General features: G+C 34.8%; 15 protein-coding genes and 2 tRNA genes. 10 read left to right on the forward strand and 7 right to left on the reverse strand.

What is annotated here, in order from left to right; all coding sequences use genetic code 11:
• Window positions 1–192 precede the first annotated feature (192 nt).
• From ACRASX_RS01690 to alaS, 3 genes are all read right to left on the reverse strand, one after another.
• The gene (locus tag ACRASX_RS01690) at window positions 193–810 is read right to left on the reverse strand and encodes a DUF4230 domain-containing protein (RefSeq protein ID WP_432222210.1); all 618 of its coding nucleotides are present in this window, start codon (window positions 808–810) and stop codon (window positions 193–195) included.
• Window positions 803–1,771 carry a GSCFA domain-containing protein gene (locus tag ACRASX_RS01695; RefSeq protein WP_432222211.1) on the reverse strand — a complete coding sequence of 323 codons (969 nt, stop codon included), beginning with the start codon at window positions 1,769–1,771 and terminating at the stop codon, window positions 803–805. Before ACRASX_RS01695 ends, ACRASX_RS01690 begins: the two co-directional genes overlap by 8 nt.
• Before the next feature lie 296 nt (window positions 1,772–2,067).
• Window positions 2,068–4,698, reverse strand: coding sequence for an alanine--tRNA ligase (gene alaS / locus ACRASX_RS01700; protein ID WP_432222212.1), 2,631 nt, complete (start codon window positions 4,696–4,698; stop codon window positions 2,068–2,070).
• Window positions 4,699–4,910: 212 nt separating this feature from the next.
• Here alaS and ACRASX_RS01705 point away from each other — a divergent pair, with 212 nt between their 5' ends.
• From ACRASX_RS01705 to ACRASX_RS01735, 7 genes are all read left to right on the forward strand, one after another.
• Window positions 4,911–5,888, forward strand: a complete 978-nt coding sequence (locus tag ACRASX_RS01705) for a M23 family metallopeptidase (protein ID WP_066310292.1) — start codon at window positions 4,911–4,913, stop codon at window positions 5,886–5,888.
• A 128-nt stretch (window positions 5,889–6,016) separates the two neighbouring features.
• Window positions 6,017–6,349 carry a MerR family transcriptional regulator gene (locus ACRASX_RS01710; protein ID WP_066310295.1) on the forward strand — a complete coding sequence of 111 codons (333 nt, stop codon included), beginning with the start codon at window positions 6,017–6,019 and terminating at the stop codon, window positions 6,347–6,349.
• A 32-nt stretch (window positions 6,350–6,381) separates the two neighbouring features.
• Window positions 6,382–6,966, forward strand: a complete 585-nt coding sequence (locus ACRASX_RS01715) for a LemA family protein (RefSeq protein WP_066310300.1) — start codon at window positions 6,382–6,384, stop codon at window positions 6,964–6,966.
• An 87-nt stretch (window positions 6,967–7,053) separates the two neighbouring features.
• Complete coding sequence (locus tag ACRASX_RS01720) at window positions 7,054–7,491, forward strand: TPM domain-containing protein (protein ID WP_432222213.1); 438 nt, start codon at window positions 7,054–7,056, stop codon at window positions 7,489–7,491.
• A 3-nt stretch (window positions 7,492–7,494) separates the two neighbouring features.
• The gene (locus ACRASX_RS01725; RefSeq protein ID WP_066310306.1) at window positions 7,495–8,322 is read left to right on the forward strand and encodes a TPM domain-containing protein; all 828 of its coding nucleotides are present in this window, start codon (window positions 7,495–7,497) and stop codon (window positions 8,320–8,322) included.
• 128 nt (window positions 8,323–8,450) lie between these two features.
• Entirely contained in the window at window positions 8,451–8,864 is a 414-nt protein-coding gene (locus ACRASX_RS01730; protein ID WP_066310308.1) for an RrF2 family transcriptional regulator, read from the forward strand.
• 216 nt (window positions 8,865–9,080) lie between these two features.
• Window positions 9,081–11,636: a TonB-dependent receptor gene (locus ACRASX_RS01735; RefSeq protein ID WP_432222214.1), complete on the forward strand. Its 2,556-nt coding sequence runs from the start codon at window positions 9,081–9,083 to the stop codon at window positions 11,634–11,636.
• A gap of 61 nt (window positions 11,637–11,697) precedes the next feature.
• Here the strand turns inward: ACRASX_RS01735 and ACRASX_RS01740 are convergent, their stop codons facing one another.
• Window positions 11,698–12,711: a hypothetical protein gene (locus tag ACRASX_RS01740; protein WP_432222215.1), complete on the reverse strand. Its 1,014-nt coding sequence runs from the start codon at window positions 12,709–12,711 to the stop codon at window positions 11,698–11,700.
• 318 nt (window positions 12,712–13,029) lie between these two features.
• Window positions 13,030–14,337 (reverse strand): ribosome biogenesis GTPase Der, encoded by a 1,308-nt coding sequence (der, locus tag ACRASX_RS01745; protein WP_432222216.1) that lies wholly within the window; start codon window positions 14,335–14,337, stop codon window positions 13,030–13,032.
• 105 nt (window positions 14,338–14,442) lie between these two features.
• Here der and ACRASX_RS01750 point away from each other — a divergent pair, with 105 nt between their 5' ends.
• Window positions 14,443–14,940 (forward strand): hypothetical protein, encoded by a 498-nt coding sequence (locus tag ACRASX_RS01750; RefSeq protein ID WP_066311129.1) that lies wholly within the window; start codon window positions 14,443–14,445, stop codon window positions 14,938–14,940.
• Window positions 14,941–15,206: 266 nt separating this feature from the next.
• On the opposite strand, the gene era is transcribed toward ACRASX_RS01750, so the two are convergent.
• Entirely contained in the window at window positions 15,207–16,088 is an 882-nt protein-coding gene (era, locus tag ACRASX_RS01755; RefSeq protein ID WP_066310319.1) for a GTPase Era, read from the reverse strand.
• Between the two features lie 150 nt (window positions 16,089–16,238).
• On the opposite strand from era, the gene ACRASX_RS01760 reads away from it, so the two are divergent.
• A tRNA-Met gene (locus tag ACRASX_RS01760) sits at window positions 16,239–16,311 on the forward strand.
• Window positions 16,312–16,345: 34 nt separating this feature from the next.
• Window positions 16,346–16,418: transfer RNA gene (locus ACRASX_RS01765), tRNA-Met, on the forward strand.
• 251 nt (window positions 16,419–16,669) lie between these two features.
• Here ACRASX_RS01765 and ACRASX_RS01770 read toward each other — a convergent pair.
• Window positions 16,670–17,182 carry a PRC-barrel domain-containing protein gene (locus ACRASX_RS01770; RefSeq protein ID WP_432222217.1) on the reverse strand — a complete coding sequence of 171 codons (513 nt, stop codon included), beginning with the start codon at window positions 17,180–17,182 and terminating at the stop codon, window positions 16,670–16,672.
• Window positions 17,183–17,919: the final 737 nt, after the last annotated feature.

Genomic DNA, 17,919 nt, shown 5'->3' on the forward strand with positions numbered 1-17,919 from the left:
TTGTCCTTCTTTACAAGACGTAGTTAACAACATCAAATTTCTAAAAATTGAAATTATAAGTGTTATATAATTGTAATAATTTGTTTTACTATTTCTGACTTAAAAAAACAAATAGTAAGCGAAAAGCATCTACGTTTATGTTAACGCCATAAAATTTAAAAAACGCTAGAAGATTATTCTGCGTTCGATTTATTACAACTTTAAATCTTGCTTTAAATCAGATTCTTGTTCGATTACTTGTCCTTCGTATTGCAAGGTCCAGCCCATTGTTTTAGTTAGAATCAAAATTTTAGACAATTCACTAATTAATCTGTTTTTAGCATTAGATTTTAAACTGGACTTTGCAATTTTCTTAGCTAAATTAGCTTTTACAGATGCATTGATTTTATTATAATCTTCACCTGTAAACGGATTCAACTGACTTTGTTCCACATCATAAAACTTAATATCAGGACTTATTTTGATCTCTTCTTTGGGAATAGACACAATTGTTATCGTTTTATTTTTTTCATCGATATCGTATTTCATTTGATGCAAATCATACGAAACCGTAACATCTGCATTTACCACAATCAATGCTTTCTTCTCAAACGAAAACATTTTCATTAAATATTTTTGCTGATCTTTATAGGTTATTACTTCTGAAAAATGACCTTCGGTGACAACCAATTTACCCACATTAACAATCTGTTCTTGAATCAAATTATTGTAATCTATAGTTGATGTATCGTCTTTTTTAAATTCGCAAAAGCGAAAAGCTAAAAGAATAACTACAACAATTGCCGAAAATAAAAGTATTTTTCTAATCATTTTTAAATTGAATGTGCGGATAGCGTGTTACTAAAGTACTAATTTTTTCATGCAATTTGGTTACGAATTTTAAATGACTTTCTGAATTTGGATTGAATGGTTTGTGCAGCAGACTTTTCTGAATCGTATCAATTTCTTCCATTACCGAAAAAGTATTTTCTGAAATGTAATTTTCTTTAAAAAGCTTCCAAATGTATCGAATCGCCGTAACGTTTGGATGAAGCATATCTTCAGCATAAAACCGATAATCACGAAGTTCATCCATCACAATTTCATAAGAAGGAAAGTACTCTAAAGATTTTTGTTTGAAAAGTTCCCTTTTTGAGATGCCATAAACAGTGGTAATCAAATTTGCCTTACTCACCTGATTTTCTATAAAACCATCTTTGATATGACGTACAGGCGAAATGGTAATTATAATTTTACAATCGCTGTTGAGTTGCTGAATTAAAAGCAATGTATTTTGAATTGCGTGTTGATTTTCTTCTGCAGAAAGCAGTACTTTCTCGAACTCCTTTTGTGGCACTTTATGACAATTGGCAACAATTTGATTTGTTTTTTTTTCTTTATAAACCCAAGAAGTTCCGTATGTAATGATAAGATGACTGGCTTCAGAAATTTGCTTATTAGTCGATTGAATACGCTCGTTTAAGATTTCTAAAAATTTTTCTTTATCTGGGTTACTCAATTCCGAATGGACCTCATAACAATGCCACAAGTCGTTATAAAAGAAAATATCTTTTTCAGTGAATTCAATGAAATTCACTGCTCGATACATCAATTTTTCAATAGAAACCGCATTAAATATAATTCCGAATGGATTAATAGTATTTTGAAATTTAAAATAGCTTAGTTTCTCGCCCATATTTTCGACAAAACACGAACCCAATAAGATTATTTTGGAATTGTAATCAATTGGTGATTTAGTTTTGAAAATTGGTATTTGGGTGGTGAATTGCATAAGTATTAAAATAAGTGATTAACGATTTTTGATTACTTCAAATTAGCCTACTTAGACAAATTTTGCATTCCGATGAAGGCAGCATATCTGTAATGGACGGAACTTTTTAAAAATTTCACTTGTCAGAATCATAGTCCGGATTGAAAAAAAATTCATTTAAATTTACGCTTATTCTACAAAATTAAAAAGTCTAAATAATTGAACACTCAATTATTTAGACTTTTAATTATCAAGATAAAATCTTCAAACCTTTGATTACTAATCCCTTCTTTTCTTTGTACCTCTTTCAAAAAAACTTACTTCACAAACTCCAAAGAATTTTCTAAAGCCAAAGGAATTCCTTCTGCATTTCTACCGCCAGCAGTGGCAAAAAACGGTTGTCCGCCTCCACCACCTTGAATGTGCTTTCCTAATTCGCGAACTACTTGCCCCGCGTTCAGCTTTCTATCAGCAACCAATTCTTTAGATATGTAGCACGTTAGCATTGGTTTTCCTTCTTCGACAGTTGCCAAAACAAGAAATAAATTAGTTCCTAAAGTCCCTAATTCGTAAGCTAAATCTTTCGCTCCTTCTGCATTTAAATCTACTTGTTTAGCTAAAAATTGAATTCCGTTTATTTCTTGCAATTCTTTCGCCAAGTCCCCTTTCATATTTTTAGCTTTATCTTTCAATAAAACCTCCAATTGTTTTTTCAATTTAGCATTATCTTCTTGCAAAGAAACTACTGCTTTTATTGGATCTTGCGCATTTTTAAGCACCTCATTAATCTCTTTTAACTTATCGGATTGGCGGTGAAAATATTCTTTTACTGCTCCAGAAGTAATCGCTTCAATACGACGAATTCCAGCTGCAACAGCACCTTCACTCACAATTTTAAAATACCAAATATCGGCAGTATTATTTACGTGAATTCCCCCACACAATTCCATACTGTCACCAAACTTAATTGCACGAACATTATCACCGTATTTCTCTCCAAACAAAGCCATTGCACCTTCTTCAACCGCTTGCGCGAAAGGTACGTTGCGTCTTTCAATGAGCGGTAATTGTTCTTGAATACGAGCATTTACAAAATCTTCTACTTGTTGTAACTCTTCATCAGTCACTTTTGAAAAGTGTGAAAAGTCAAAACGCAAGTTTTTCGAATTAACCAACGATCCTTTTTGCTCTACGTGCGTACCCAAAATATGGCGCAACGCTTGATGCATTAAGTGTGTCGCCGAGTGATTTGAAGCCGAGCTTTTTCTATTGTCTTGATCAACATAAGCGGTAAAAAATCCGCTAAGATTACTAGGTAATTCTTTCGCCAAATGACTGATCACATTATTCTCCTTCTTAGTGTCGATGATATAAATTACATCGCCATTTCCTGCTTCAAAATAACCTCTATCTCCTACTTGTCCTCCACCTTCTGGATAAAAAGGCGTCATGTTAAATACTATTTGATAGACCTCACCGTCTTTTACACTTTCTACTTTACGATATCGTGTAATTTTTACTTTGGCATGCGTGTGATCGTAACCAATAAATTCTTCTTCTTCATCATCGACCAAAATTTGCCAATCGCCTGCTTTTACTTTCGAAGCCGCTCTCGAACGGTCCTTTTGTTTCTGCAATTCCGACTCAAACTCCGCTTCATCCAATTCCAATCCATTTTCAGAAAGAATTAAGGCCGTTAAGTCAATTGGAAAACCATAGGTATCGTATAATTCAAATGCTTTTTTACCCGAAATAACTTTTTCCGTTGTGTTGACAATAATGGTTTCTAGCAAAACTAATCCTTGATCAAGTGCCCGTAAAAAGGAATTTTCTTCTTCGCGAATTACATTGGTAACCAATGTTTTTTGAGAACGAATTTCTGGAAAAGAGTCGCCCATTTGAGCACTTAAAACTTCAACCAATTTATAAATAAAAGGCTCTTTGGTATTTAAAAAAGTAAAACCGTAACGAATAGCACGACGTAAAATACGACGAATTACATAACCCGCTCCAGTATTGGAGGGCAATTGTCCATCAGCAATAGCAAATGCTACAGCACGAACGTGATCTGCAATTACACGAATTGCAATGTTGATTTTTTCTTCTTCATCATCCGAAGCTTTAATCGTATATTTCGAACCCGTTATTTCTTCGATTTCTTTAATTATTGGCGAAAAAACATCGGTATCATAATTAGATTGTACGTTTTGTAAAACCATACACAAACGCTCAAAACCCATTCCGGTATCTACATGTTGTGCTGGTAATTTTTCAAGAGAACCATCGGCTTTACGGTTAAATTCCATAAATACGTTGTTCCAAATTTCAACCACGTGTGGATGATCTGCATTTACTAAAGTCCTACCATCAGTCTTTGCTTTCTCCTCCGCCGAACGAATGTCAACGTGAATTTCAGAACAAGGTCCGCATGGTCCTTGATCGCCCATTTCCCAAAAGTTATCTTTTTTATTTCCCAATAAAATACGGTCTTCTGCAATTAACGTCTTCCAAATATCGTACGCTTCTTGATCAAAAGGAACATTTTCTTCTTCGCTACCTTCAAAAACAGTTACATATAATATGTCTTTGTCAATTTTGTACACTTCAGTCAATAATTCCCAAGCCCAATGAATGGCTTCTTTCTTAAAATAATCACCAAAAGACCAGTTTCCTAACATTTCAAACATCGTATGATGGTAGGTATCAATACCTACTTCTTCTAAATCGTTGTGCTTTCCAGAAACGCGTAAACATTTTTGTGAATCAGCTATTCTTTGACTTTTTGGCTTGGCGTTTCCTAAAAAATATTCTTTAAACTGCGCCATTCCCGAGTTGTTAAACATTAAAGTCGGATCGTCTTTAAGTACAATCGGCGCCGAAGGAACGATAAGATGCCCTTTGCTTTGAAAAAAGTCTAGAAATTGTTTACGTACTTCTTGTGATTTCATTTTATTTAAATTGAATGATTGAAAGATCTAAAATTGAAAGATTTAAGAGCTTGAACTAGGCGATAAATCTTTATATTTTCAATCTTATTTCTATATATCAAAAAGGTTTAATAATATAATTATCTTTGAAAAAATGACGAACAACTGAAACATTTCTTAAATTTGTTCGACCAACCTTTTTTACGAAGTGCAAAAATAGGGTATTTTAAAATATGGCGAAAGTAAAATATTATTACGATTCTGAAAATCTGGCGTATCGAAAAATAAAAACAAAAAAACGAACTAAATTTGGCGTTTTCGTTCTTTTTTTCGTGGCTTCGTCTTTGTTTGGATTTTTGGCATTTATTCTTTTATTAAATATGCCTTTTTTTGAAACCCCAAAAGATCGACTGCTTACGCGTGAAATTGAAAACTTGAAATTAAACTACGCCATTTTAAATAAAAAAATGGATGAAATTGATGCCGTTGCAGATGCCTTGGGCGAGCGAGACAACAATTTATATCGCGTGTACTTTAATAAATCTGAAATCTCTGATTCTATTCGAAAATCAGGGCTTTTAGGAAAAGACCGCTACACAAAACTAGAAGGCTACAACAACTCACAACTGGTTAAAAATACCACTAAAAGAATGGACGGTTTGTCTAAAGAATTGGCGATTCAATCCAAATCATTAGATGAAATTTTAAAACTAGCGAACGCTAAAGAAGATTTATTAGCTGCTATTCCTGCGATTCAGCCGGTACAAAATGAAAATTTAAAACGAATGGCATCTGGTTTTGGTTATAGAAGTGACCCTTTCACGAAAGTGAGAAAGATGCACGCGGGAATGGATTTTACCGCTAACACCGGAACGCCAATCTACGCCACAGGAGATGGTGTAATCGCACGAGCGGACAATAATGCCTCGGGATACGGCAATCATGTAGTGATAAAACATGGCTTTGGATATGAAACATTGTATGCACACATGAGCAAATACAACTGTCGCGTGGGGCAAAAAGTACAACGTGGAGACGTAATTGGTTATGTTGGAAGCACTGGCCGATCGCAAGGGCCACACTGTCATTATGAAGTTCATAAAGATGGAAAAGTCGTGAATCCGTTGAATTTTTATTACGGAAACATATCGGCGGCAGAATACGTTGCCATTGCGAAATTGGCCAATTTAGAAAACCAATCGTTAGATTAACATTTTCTTAGTTTTGATTTGTTCTTTTTAATAGTAAATTTACTGTTGCTAGGGCAATTAAAACTGATTTTTAGTATGTAGTTGCTATTGAAATTACCGTTGCTTTTTAATTTAGTACGAGATAAATTATGCATATTGAGCTTTCAAAGGACAAAAGATATTTTAGCATTGGCGAAGTAGCCAAAGCTTTTGCCGTCAATGCGTCTTTGATTCGGTTTTGGGATAGCGAATTTGATATTTTGAAACCAAAAAAAAATGCCAAAGGCAATAGAATGTTTACTCCCGAAGATGTCAAAAATTTGCAATTGATATATCATTTAGTAAAAGAAAGAGGTTTTACTTTGGAAGGTGCCAAAACCCATCTAAAGCAAGGACAGAAAAAAACATTAGATACATTTGAAATTATACGTAAATTAGAAAGTATTAAATCACAATTAACCGCCATTAAAAGCGAACTATAACAAGAAACATTAAAACTTAAAATTAGACAAACATGAAAAAATGGTTAATCCCCGTAGGAATTATTGTAGCACTTATTGCTATTATTGCTTTTTGGTCAATTGGAATTAAAAACACAGCTTTAAAACACAGCCAAGCTGTTAATAAAGAATGGGGAAATGTACAAACGGCTTACCAAAGACGTAACGACCTTATCGGAAACTTGGTGAACACAGTAAAAGGTGCAGCTGATTTTGAAAAATCAACTCTAACTGCTGTTATTGAAGCGCGTGCAAAAGCTACTTCGGTAACTATTGATCCCGCTAATGTTACGCCAGAGCAATTGTCTCAATTTAACCAAGCTCAAAGTGGCGTTTCGTCTTCTTTATCTCGATTACTGGTTTCTGTTGAAAGATATCCGGAGTTGAAAGCCAATCAAAATTTCTTAAAATTACAAGATGAATTGGCCAGCACTGAAAATCAAATCTTAACAGCTAGAACTCGTTTCAATGAATCTGTACAAGTTTACAATAGCTACGTGTTAACTATTCCGAACAAGTGGTTCTTGAGCGAATACAAAGAAAAACCATATTTTGAATCGGTTGCAGGTGCTGATAAACCAGTTGAAGTTAAATTCTAATACAACATTTTTGATTAACGATTTTTAATCGCAGCTTGAAAAAGCCGCTTTAAAAAATCGTTAATCTTCATTTTAAAGATACTGTAAATGTCAAAAGTAGAAGATTTTTTAAGTAAGGAAGAAGAGCAAGAAATTGTGGAAGCAATTCGTATAGCCGAAAAAAACACCTCGGGCGAAATAAGAGTGCATATTGAAAAAACGACTTTGAAACCGCATTTTGACAGAGCTTTAGAAGTTTTTGAGGAGCTTAAAATGGATGCTACTGAATTGCAAAATGGTGTTTTATTTTATTTTGCTGTAGCGGATAAAAATTTTGTTATTTGTGGAGACAAAGGAATTAACGATCTGGTAGCTGCTGATTTTTGGAACAGTACCAAAGAACTAATGGCAAAGCAGTTTCAACAAAAAAACTTTAAACAAGGAATAGTTGATGGTATTTTGATGGCTGGAGAACAGCTTAAGAAATATTTCCCTTGGTCGGTAGACGACGTCAACGAATTATCTAATGAAATCTCAAAAGGATAACTAATGAAAATTTCCCCAAATAAAGCATCAAATTCCAACGGAATTATTCAAATTGTCTTTTTAACAATCGCTTTTTTTATCACAAATTGTGCATTTTCGCAATTTACCATTCCCGAAAAACCTAAGTTTCAAACGTCGGTTTACGATTATGCCAATGTGTTAAGTGCAACAGAAAAAACGCAATTAGAAGAAAAACTAGTCCGCTATTCAGACTCTACTTCGTCTCAAATTGTAGTGATTACAATCGAAAGTTTAAAAAACGAGGACATTGGAATTTTGACTCCTAAATGGGCACAAGAATGGGGAATCGGACAAGCGAAAGAAGATAATGGTGTTTTAATTTTATTAGCTAAAGACGAAAGAAAGATTTGGATTTCGCCAGGTTACGGTTTGGAAGATCGACTGACTGCCGGTATTGGTGGTGAAATAGCTCGTAACATTATCATTCCAGAATTTAAAGCAGGTAGTTATTATCGTGGTCTTGATAAAGGCGCAGATGCAATTTTTGATGTTTTTAAAGGAAAGTATAAAGGTTCTCGAAAACAAAGCAAAGGACAAGATTTTCCTATTTTACCATTTATAATTATTGTGGTAATTGTACTATTTCTATTAGCCAAAAATAAAGGTGGCGGTGGCGGAAACTCAGGCAACAGAGGTGGTGGCGGTCCTAGTTTATTAGATGCTATTATTTTAAGTAATTTGGGTCGAAGTGCTGGAGGTTTCGGAGGTTTTGGCGGCGGATCATCTGGTGGTGGTTTCGGTGGCGGAGGTTTTGGTGGTGGCTTTGGTGGCGGTGGATTCTCTGGAGGAGGTTCTGGAGGAAGCTGGTAAAATGAAGGAGTTAATTTTAAATGGTAAAACTTAAAATTAAATAAATTAGCAACAATCTTCAAATTTGCAATTCACAATTAATAATTTGCGATTTTTTACCTCAATTAATATTTTACAATTCACAATACATGTTATCACAAAAGGCAAAATACGCGCTTAAGGCTTTGCTTTATTTAGCCAGTCAAGAGGAGAATCACATTTCCCGCACTATAGAAATTGCGGAAGGTGCCAACATACCTAAAAAGTTCTTGGAGCAGATTCTATTGGATTTAAAGCGAGCCCATTTTGTAAGTAGTAAACAAGGAAAAATGGGTGGCTATTATCTCGTCAAGTCCAAAAATGAGATTACTTTAGCCGATATTCATCGCTTATTTGATGGCGCTATTGCCTTACTTCCTTGTGCTTCCTTAAATTTTTACGAACGTTGCATCGATTGCAAAACGGAGTCAGAATGCAGTCTCAGACAGGGTTTGGTGCTTATTCGTGATGAAACTTTAAAAGCGATGGAAGGCATAACTGTTGCCTCTTTAGTCCATAAATAAAAATATTTTTATTTAAACTCGACTAATTCGGTAGAATTAATATATATTTGTCAAAAATTTATTGTAGAAACAAAATTATAAACTATGACAACCAATCCAGACAAAAAAGAAAGACCACGAAAACGAGTATCAAAAGCAATAGAAAGTATTACGATGTGTATGTGTTGGTAAAAAAAATCAAATTAAACTACACTAATCACATATACATCCTATAAAATGAACTTTTCAATAAAAATAAAATTTGCAGCAGTATTAACTTTAATAAGCAGCAATGCTTTTTCACAGAAAATAGAAGGTTTTGTAACCAACTCAAAAATAATTCCACTCTCTGGAGCACAAGTCTCTTTGACCGGAACTTCATTTACGACGCTAACGACCGAGAACGGTTATTTTAGCTTTGCAACGGAACTATTAGAAAAAAATAACGGCACATTACTCATAGAAAAAAAGGGTTATCAAGCCCAGGAAACGGCACTTGACGATGCATCAACAGAAGTTTTAGCCATAGTATTACACGAAGAGCAACAACTCATAGAAGTAGTTATCTCTTCAAGAAGAAGAATAGAGAAAATTCAGAATGTTCCTATTCCGATCACATTGATCAGCGGAAAACAAGCAGAAGAAGCGGGGGCTTTTAATGTCAACCGCCTAAAAGAATTGGTTCCTTCGGTTCAACTGTACTCCTCTAATCCTAGAAATACCTCTATAAACATTCGCGGACTTGGTTCTACTTTTGGTTTAACGAATGATGGAATCGATCCTGGAGTAGGTTTTTATGTCGACGGTGTTTATTTTGCTCGGGCGGCAGCCACTACACTAGATTTTTTAGATGTCGACAGAATTGAAGTTTTACGAGGCCCGCAAGGGACCTTGTTTGGGAAAAACACTACCGCTGGTACTTTTAATGTGGTTACACGTAAACCGAGTTTTAAGTCAAGAGCTAATTTTGAAGTGAGTTACGGCAACTATGGTTTTCTTCAAGCCAAATCATCGGTTACTGGAGCATTAACCAAAACCATAGCTGGAAGATTGTCTTTTTCGGGAACTCAACGCGATGGGCTAATTGAAAATGTAAAAACAGGCAAAGCTGTCAATGATTTGAATAATCTTGGAGTTAGAGGTCAAATTCTTTTTACTCCAAAAGAAAATCTCGAAATAATTCTTTCTGCCGATTATACACGCCAACGACCAGATGGTTATGCTCAAATTGTAGCTGGATTCGCTCCTACGCAACGACCCGCATACCGACAATTCAATGAAATTATTACTGACTTAAATTATACGCTTCCAAGTAAAAATGCCTTCGATCGAAAAATTGATCATGACACACCGTGGAGATCTGGACAGGATTTAGGTGGAATAGCATTAAATATTGAGAATAAAGTAGGAAATGCAACCTTAACTGCTACAACTGCTTGGCGTTTCTGGAATTGGGATCCTTCGAATGATAGAGATTTTACAGGACTTCCGGTGTTGCAACTTTCCCAAGCCACTTCGAAACACCAACAATGGACGCAAGAACTACGCTACGCTGGAGAAATCAACACCAAACTAAGCGGAATCTTAGGTTTGTTTTTTATCGGGCAAGATCTAAAAACGGACCCGTATCATATTGAAGAATCCGGTGCAGCACAATGGCGCTTTTCACAAAATTCAACTAGTCTGTTATGGCAAACTCCGGGACTTTTAGACGGATACGGAATAAAAACTAAGTCAACTTTAAACACCTTTAGTAGCGCAATATTTGGACAACTAGATTGGGAAATCACGTCCAAGCTGCATATATTGCCTGGACTGAGATACAATTATGATGCGAAAAAAGTAGATTACAGTCGTGCGACTTATGGAGGGCTCCAAACTAATGACCCTGCTCTTATTGCACTCAAAAAGTCGGTCTACAATGATCAAGCTTTTACTACCGACGTAGAGGATACCAATTTTTCAGGTAATCTGACACTCTCATATCAGTTTTCAGAAAACATACATACTTTTGCCACTTTTGCTAAAAGTTACAAACCAGTGGGAATAAATTTAGGTGGATTACCGACCAAGAACGGATTGCCAATTCTCGAACTGGCAACTATAAAACCAGAAGAAGTAACTCATTACGAAATTGGAATAAAATCTTCTCCATTTGAAAATGCTATTATTAATTTGACAGCCTTTAACACTGAAATTACAAACTATCAAACTCAAATACAATCGGCCGAATTAGGAGTGAATCGCGGTTATCTTGCCAACGCAGAAAAAGTTAGGGTACGAGGAGTAGAACTAGAAACAAATATTGCTGCGAATAAAAGTTTAAAATTTAACGGAGCGGTGTCGTACAACGATGGAGTATATCAAAGTTTCAAAAATGCACCACTGTCTATAGAAGAAACTGGAGCTTCTCAACCTTTCAAAGACATCTCAGGAAGTTCATTACCTGGAATATCTAAATGGTCTGCCACATTGGGCGGCGATTTATCCAAAGAAGGAACGTTATTTGCCAACCAAGGAAAATTATTCTTAGCGCTAGATTCGTACTATCGTTCTACATTTTCATCTAGTGCCACACCATCAAAATATTTGGTTGTAGACGGTTACGCGATCATCAACGGCCGAATCGGCTTTCGTACCGCGGAAGGACTGTCGTTTTTTATCTGGGGAAGAAATCTTTTAAATAAAAACTACTACGAACAACTATTGCCTGCAGCTGGAAATTCAGGACAGTACGCAGCGGTGCTGGGCGATCAGCGCACGTACGGACTAACAGTCAAATACTCACTATAAGACAAAAAAAAGAGATAAACCTCAACATGGTTTATCTCTTTTAACTTTTACTAATTAAAAATTATTTCTCGAAAGCAAATACTTTGGACCAGTCTTTCTGCATATTAATGACCATCCATTTTTTTTCTTTCGCCTCTTTTAGAACATTTGCTGAATTTTTAGAATCCATTGTACTATGGTACTTAAATTCTCTAATGCTATCCGTGTGATGTATTAACAATATCATACTTTTATACGTACTACTATTTGCATACTGTATCATTTTGTTATCCGCATCAATACTACCGCCATAAAATACCGGAACTTTACCAATAAATCGCTGTATTGCTTCAACTTTTCCTAAGGAATCACCAACAAACAATCCATTCAATTCTTTGCTAGCTACTTTATCGTCGTCTCTGCTTGCAATAATCTGATAGGGCGGTATGCCAAATACTTCTTCCGAAAAAGCTCGAATAAAACGGGTTCCACTATTGCTCACTAAAAATGTTTTAAAATCATTTTTATGCATTAACTTTAATAATTCGACCATCGGTGCATATACATTTTGCTTGTACGGTTTAGCAAACTTTTTATCTGTTGAATTACTCATCCATTTATTCACAGCAGCAGTATATTCTGTATCTGTTTGATCGATTTGAATAGCGTCTAAAATTGACTGTGCACCAGAGTTACCTGATTTTCGTAGTGGCTCGAGATTGTCATTTAGTATACCATTTAGCACAGGATCATTTTTCCATTCCGGATGTTTAGCAGACATTTGTTTTAATTGCGAAAAGATAAATTTTGCTTGAAGAGGAATGGGTTTTTCAGACCACAGAGTACCATCGGTCTCAAATACCGCAATACGATCACTAACAGGAATAAAGTTTTTCGAAGTCGAATCGCTTATCATTTTCACATAATCTTCGATTTGTTTTCGTGGTAAATCTTGCCAAGAACCAAGGCCTGATTTGGTCGCTACAGTCGATTTTATCATTAAAGATCTATCCGCTTTATCGGGAGCATTATCATTTTCTTTGCAAGAGAAAAAAAGAATAAAAACGCTAAAAAGACAGACTAATTTGTATTTCATATTTTTGAGTTTTACCACTAAAGAAGAGAAGGAATCTAAATTTACAATTTAATTTCTAAAAAATAATTCGAAACGATGTCTATAATCTTAGTTGCAAACACGCGTGCTTCTTATTATTTCAATTTTAGATCTCATAAATATAATAAAAAGCATTAAAAATAAAAAATAAATAAAACACAACACCTTGACAGCAAACAATTAGCAATCATTATTTTTCGCTCCAATCTGTTTTTTTAAAATAAAAAAGCTCCAAGAATTAACTTGAAGCTTTAGTATTTAAGTAGTATAAAAAAATCCCGATTGCTCGGGATTTTACTTTTATTTCTCTCTTATGTAAATATCTATCGGCACTCCTGAAAAGTCCCAATTGTCTCTAATTTTATTTTCTAGATAACGTTTGTATGGCTCTTTTACATATTGTGGTAAGTTGGCAAAAAACACAAATTGTGGTGTTTGAGTTGGCAACTGCATACAATATTTAATCTTCACATATTTACCCTTAGTAGCGGGTGGCGGATATGATTCAATAACCTTTAACATGTATTCGTTGAATTTTGAAGTCGCGATACGTTGTTTTCTGTTTTCAAAAACCTGAACAGTCGCTTCTAATGCCTTCAACAAACGTTGTTTTGTTAAAGCCGACACAAAAAGAATAGGCACATCTGTAAATGGCATTAATTCTTCTCTAATTTTCTCTTCGTAATCACGGGTACTCATGGTTTCTTTTTCAACCAAATCCCATTTGTTCACTAATATTACAACCCCCTTACGGTTTTTTTCGGCCAACCAAAAAATACTTTGATCTTGCCCTTCAAAACCACGAGTAGCATCAATAATCAAAATACAAATATCTGCATGCTCAATAGCACGTACGGAACGCATCACTGAGTAAAACTCTAAATCTTCTTTAACTTTAGCTTTACGACGAATTCCAGCCGTATCAACCAAGTTAAATTCAAAACCAAAACGGTTAAATTTCGTATCAATCGCATCACGCGTTGTTCCTGCAATGTCGGTAACTATATAACGGTCTTGACCAATAAGTGCATTTATAAAACTAGATTTTCCTGCATTTGGACGACCAACAACAGCAAAACGAGGCAGGTCAGAAGCTTCTTCAACAACTGGCTTTTCTGGAAAAGCTTTAATCAAAGCATCCAATAAATCTCCAGTTCCACTTCCAGAAATACTTGCAAATGTGTAATACTCACCTAAACCAAGGTTATAAAATTCAATCGCGTCTTTTTCGCGCATGGCGTTATCCACTTTGTTTACTGCCAATAAAACCGGTTTTGTTACTTTACGCAACAATTTTGCAACTGCATCATCCATCGGAGTAATTCCTTCTTCAACATCAACCACAAAAATAATTACATCAGCCTCGTCAATAGCCAATTCTACTTGCTTGCGAATTTCTCCTTCAAAAACATCATCCGAACCACGGATGTATCCACCGGTATCAATAACCGAAAATTCTTTTCCGTTCCACTCGCTTTTACCGTAGTTTCTATCTCTGGTAACTCCAGAAACTGAATCTACAATAGCTTCTCTTCTTTGTATCAGCCTATTAAAAAGGGTTGATTTCCCCACATTAGGTCTTCCTACTATCGCAACAATGTTATTCATAATTTTTCTTCAAATATTTCGCAAAGGTAGTGTTAAAAACGCTGAATTTCTATTTTTTTGATATATTCGCAAGTCAAAGCCAATTTAAACCAAATCAAACCGCTTATGGAAGTCGATAACCAAGTGCGCCTTTTACTCCGATTTTACCAAGACGTTCCTGAAAACACAGCAACTATTTTACAGAAATTCGAGAATTTAAAACAAGAAAAAAATCCAAATTACAACATCAAAACAAGCGGAACGCATATTTGGCTTTTCATTCAAGGCGAACAAAAGAAATTTTACTCGCCTCACTTACACTTAGAATTAGAAGAAAAAGATAAAAACGAAACGCACATTCGAGGGCTCTTTGGCCCCGATCCCACTTTGTGGACATTCTTTATGTTCCTACACTTTATAATCGCGGGCGTATTTTTAATATTTTGCGGAATTTTATACGCTGATTATGTATTACATCAAGCACTAACCACGGATTACATCGTGCTAGTTCTTATGGTAATCTCCTGGTTTTTGCTCTACTTTATTGCTCGCCAAATTAGGCACAACGGAAACGATCAAATGCACGAGCTCGAAAAACTATTTCAAAAAACAATCGATTCTTAATTAGAAGCTATTCCAGCACTTCAATGCAACTCCTCGCTCAAAAAGCAATTGTTGCAATATGCTTGCAGGAGCTTCCGCTGGTCGCTCTGCAATCACAGCAACAACAGGCTTTTTTTACTGCGGAGTTTTCATTGCGATCTGGGCTAAAAAAAATCAGTGCTAGAATTAAATTCTAACACTGATTCTAAATATTTTATTGAACTGAAACTAATTTACAAAAACTATTTTTGTTCACCGTTCACAAATCACTTTTCACTACGGACTGTCTACTGATTGTATCCGAATCGTTTCAACATATTGGCATTACTTCTCCAATTTTTATTCACTTTCACATACAATTCAATGTGAATTTGTTTTCCAAAGAATTTCTCTAAATCAGCACGAGCTTCCATTCCTACCTTTTTCAAAGCCGCTCCTTTGTGTCCAATTATAATTCCTTTTTGTGTATCGCGTTCTACCATAATAAGTGAACGGATTCTGATAATATTTTCATCTTCAAAAAATTCTTCTGTCACGATCTCAACCGCATACGGAATCTCTTTACTGTAATTCAACAAGATTTTCTCTCGAATCGTTTCATTTACAAAAAAACGTTCCGGCTTGTCCGTCAATTGATCTTTTGGATAATACGCAGGAGATTCTGGCAACAATTCTATAATACGTCCAAAAACCTCGGGCACATTAAAATTCTGCAAAGCCGATATTGGGAAAATTTCTGCATTGGGTACTTTTTCGGTCCAAAATGCTACTTGCTCTTCCAATTGTACTTGATTTGAATTGTCAATTTTATTCAACAATAATAGAACCGGAATTTTAGCGTGAATGATTTTATTAAAAAAAGCGTCGTCTTTTAATTCTTGCTCTCCAATCTCGACCATATAAATTAATATGTCTGCATCTTCAAAAGCCGATTTCACAAAGTTCATCATTGATTGCTGCATTTCATATGCTGGCTTGATGATTCCTGGTGTATCCGATAAAATTAACTGAAAATCTTCTCCGTTTACAATTCCTAAAATTCTGTGACGCGTGGTTTGTGCTTTCGACGTAATTATGGACAATCGTTCTCCAACGAAAGCATTCATTAAGGTCGATTTTCCAACGTTTGGATTTCCGATAATATTTACAAAACCTGCTTTATGTGACATCTGAATATAATTTATTTTTAGTTGGTACCTTTCGACCAAAATTTCTTGCTTGCAAAGGTAGTTATATCAAGTGAATACAAGAAATAAAACATTTTTTTTAAGTTTATGTTGTTTTTATATAAATTCGACGTATCTTTGCACCCGAAACATCGCGGGATAGAGCAGTAGGCAGCTCGTCGGGCTCATAACCCGAAGGTCACTGGTTCGAGTCCAGTTCCCGCTACTAAGTAGCCTTATTGAGATTACAAAACGCACATCGCGGGATAGAGCAGTAGGCAGCTCGTCGGGCTCATAACCCGAAGGTCACTGGTTCGAGTCCAGTTCCCGCTACTAGAAAAGCTTCAGAAAAATCTGAGGCTTTTTTTATTTATATCTAATTAAAAAAAAATCTCTTAAATCAATCTATTTTCATTTATGATATCAAGATGTAGCGTATAATTTCGAAGGAATTCAGACAACCCTACAAATATCTAGAACAATAGAGAAAGCTAGTTTGGTTCTAAAACCAAAAAAAGATCAGCCATTTTAAATGTTGATCTTTTTTTTACTGTATTGTTTACTGCTAAATACTAAAAGCAGTATTAACGACCATCAAATTCTCTTCGGTTGTAAAAACTATCTTCATCGGCATCAGAAACATCGCTAGATTTATCATTCGGATAATAGGAATCAAAGACTTTCTTTTCGTAATTCCTGTCAAAATTTTGTTCCTGATTGTATCTTGATGTTTTTCTAAATGTATCATAACCGATACTGTTAGCCATGACAATTTTTGTGTCTTTATTTATACTTACAGATCCTATTGGTATGATGATATGGCTGTTTCCATCCTTATACATAAATTCATTAACATTATCGTTTGATATCGCGTCATGAACCTCATTTTTGCTGTCTTCTATTAACTCTTTATCTACATTAACATCCAAATAAACCACGCGTTGCATGTCTTTATTTACCCATAGATTGTCGACTTTACCAATAGTGCGATTGTCTGCATCAACTATTTTCCATCCTCTTACATCCGAATAGTCTGAAGCTACTTTATAATCAGAAAGTTCATCCAATCGGTATAAATTTTTATCCTTATTTTTCATACGTTTTTTATTTTATTATTACCAATTTCTCTTTTTTTCTAAATATTTTTGCAGAAATTAAATATGCTGTCTTTACTAATTTTGCAACTGTTAAATAAATATTTTCGAATCCTACTACTAAGCATATTTGTAGTATCGGAAGTATTTATTAATTGTATATTCCTATAATAGATAAAAAGTATTTCTTCGGGAATCTTTGTTACTTAATTTGCCGTCGTATCTATGCTTGTACTGTTTTCGATTTCTGTTGTATTCTGTAGTTGCACACTGTTATCTCTCAAAAAGATGAAATATACAAGAGCTGCTACCAACAAGACCGCTATAATCCATGGCCATATCGGCTTCTTTTTCTCAATTTTAATCTCTGCCATAACTGATTTTTTATAATTATAAATAGTAAACTTATAGTAATGATAAAGATACAAGTGGTACTTCAGTATGAAGTAATTAATTTTAAGTATTAAGTTACATAATTCACAGTCAGCTAAAAATTATGTATTGAACATGTTTTCTAAAAATTGACGTTGATAATTAAAAATTGTAATGAATTTTGCTGCACATTGACAGCGAGATTGGGTTTGTTACCAAAAACTTAAATCAGTCATTACAAAGGCTAATGCAAGGTTTCAGATACATATGTAACTTCTTCATAACTATTTATTTTAAAAAAGCAAAAATTAGCACAGCGTTTCATAACATCTTTTCTAGATCGAAATAAATCACTCATAAAAGTATTT

Origin of the sequence: Flavobacterium sp. TMP13 (assembly GCF_050847115.1) — a bacterium.
Classification (GTDB): Bacteria; Bacteroidota; Bacteroidia; order Flavobacteriales; family Flavobacteriaceae; genus Flavobacterium.

What these genes read in the sequence shown, in the direction of transcription:
- ACRASX_RS01690 (WP_432222210.1), bottom strand. Translation starts at nt 810, where the DNA reads ATGATTAGAAAAATACTTTTATTTTCGGCAATTGTTGTAGTTATTCTT.
- ACRASX_RS01695 (WP_432222211.1), bottom strand. Translation starts at nt 1,771, where the DNA reads ATGCAATTCACCACCCAAATACCAATTTTCAAAACTAAATCACCAATT.
- alaS (WP_432222212.1), bottom strand. Translation starts at nt 4,698, where the DNA reads ATGAAATCACAAGAAGTACGTAAACAATTTCTAGACTTTTTTCAAAGC.
- ACRASX_RS01705 (WP_066310292.1), top strand. Translation starts at nt 4,911, where the DNA reads ATGGCGAAAGTAAAATATTATTACGATTCTGAAAATCTGGCGTATCGA.
- ACRASX_RS01710 (WP_066310295.1), top strand. Translation starts at nt 6,017, where the DNA reads ATGCATATTGAGCTTTCAAAGGACAAAAGATATTTTAGCATTGGCGAA.
- ACRASX_RS01715 (WP_066310300.1), top strand. Translation starts at nt 6,382, where the DNA reads ATGAAAAAATGGTTAATCCCCGTAGGAATTATTGTAGCACTTATTGCT.
- ACRASX_RS01720 (WP_432222213.1), top strand. Translation starts at nt 7,054, where the DNA reads ATGTCAAAAGTAGAAGATTTTTTAAGTAAGGAAGAAGAGCAAGAAATT.
- ACRASX_RS01725 (WP_066310306.1), top strand. Translation starts at nt 7,495, where the DNA reads ATGAAAATTTCCCCAAATAAAGCATCAAATTCCAACGGAATTATTCAA.
- ACRASX_RS01730 (WP_066310308.1), top strand. Translation starts at nt 8,451, where the DNA reads ATGTTATCACAAAAGGCAAAATACGCGCTTAAGGCTTTGCTTTATTTA.
- ACRASX_RS01735 (WP_432222214.1), top strand. Translation starts at nt 9,081, where the DNA reads ATGAACTTTTCAATAAAAATAAAATTTGCAGCAGTATTAACTTTAATA.
- ACRASX_RS01740 (WP_432222215.1), bottom strand. Translation starts at nt 12,711, where the DNA reads ATGAAATACAAATTAGTCTGTCTTTTTAGCGTTTTTATTCTTTTTTTC.
- der (WP_432222216.1), bottom strand. Translation starts at nt 14,337, where the DNA reads ATGAATAACATTGTTGCGATAGTAGGAAGACCTAATGTGGGGAAATCA.
- ACRASX_RS01750 (WP_066311129.1), top strand. Translation starts at nt 14,443, where the DNA reads ATGGAAGTCGATAACCAAGTGCGCCTTTTACTCCGATTTTACCAAGAC.
- era (WP_066310319.1), bottom strand. Translation starts at nt 16,088, where the DNA reads ATGTCACATAAAGCAGGTTTTGTAAATATTATCGGAAATCCAAACGTT.
- ACRASX_RS01770 (WP_432222217.1), bottom strand. Translation starts at nt 17,182, where the DNA reads ATGAAAAATAAGGATAAAAATTTATACCGATTGGATGAACTTTCTGAT.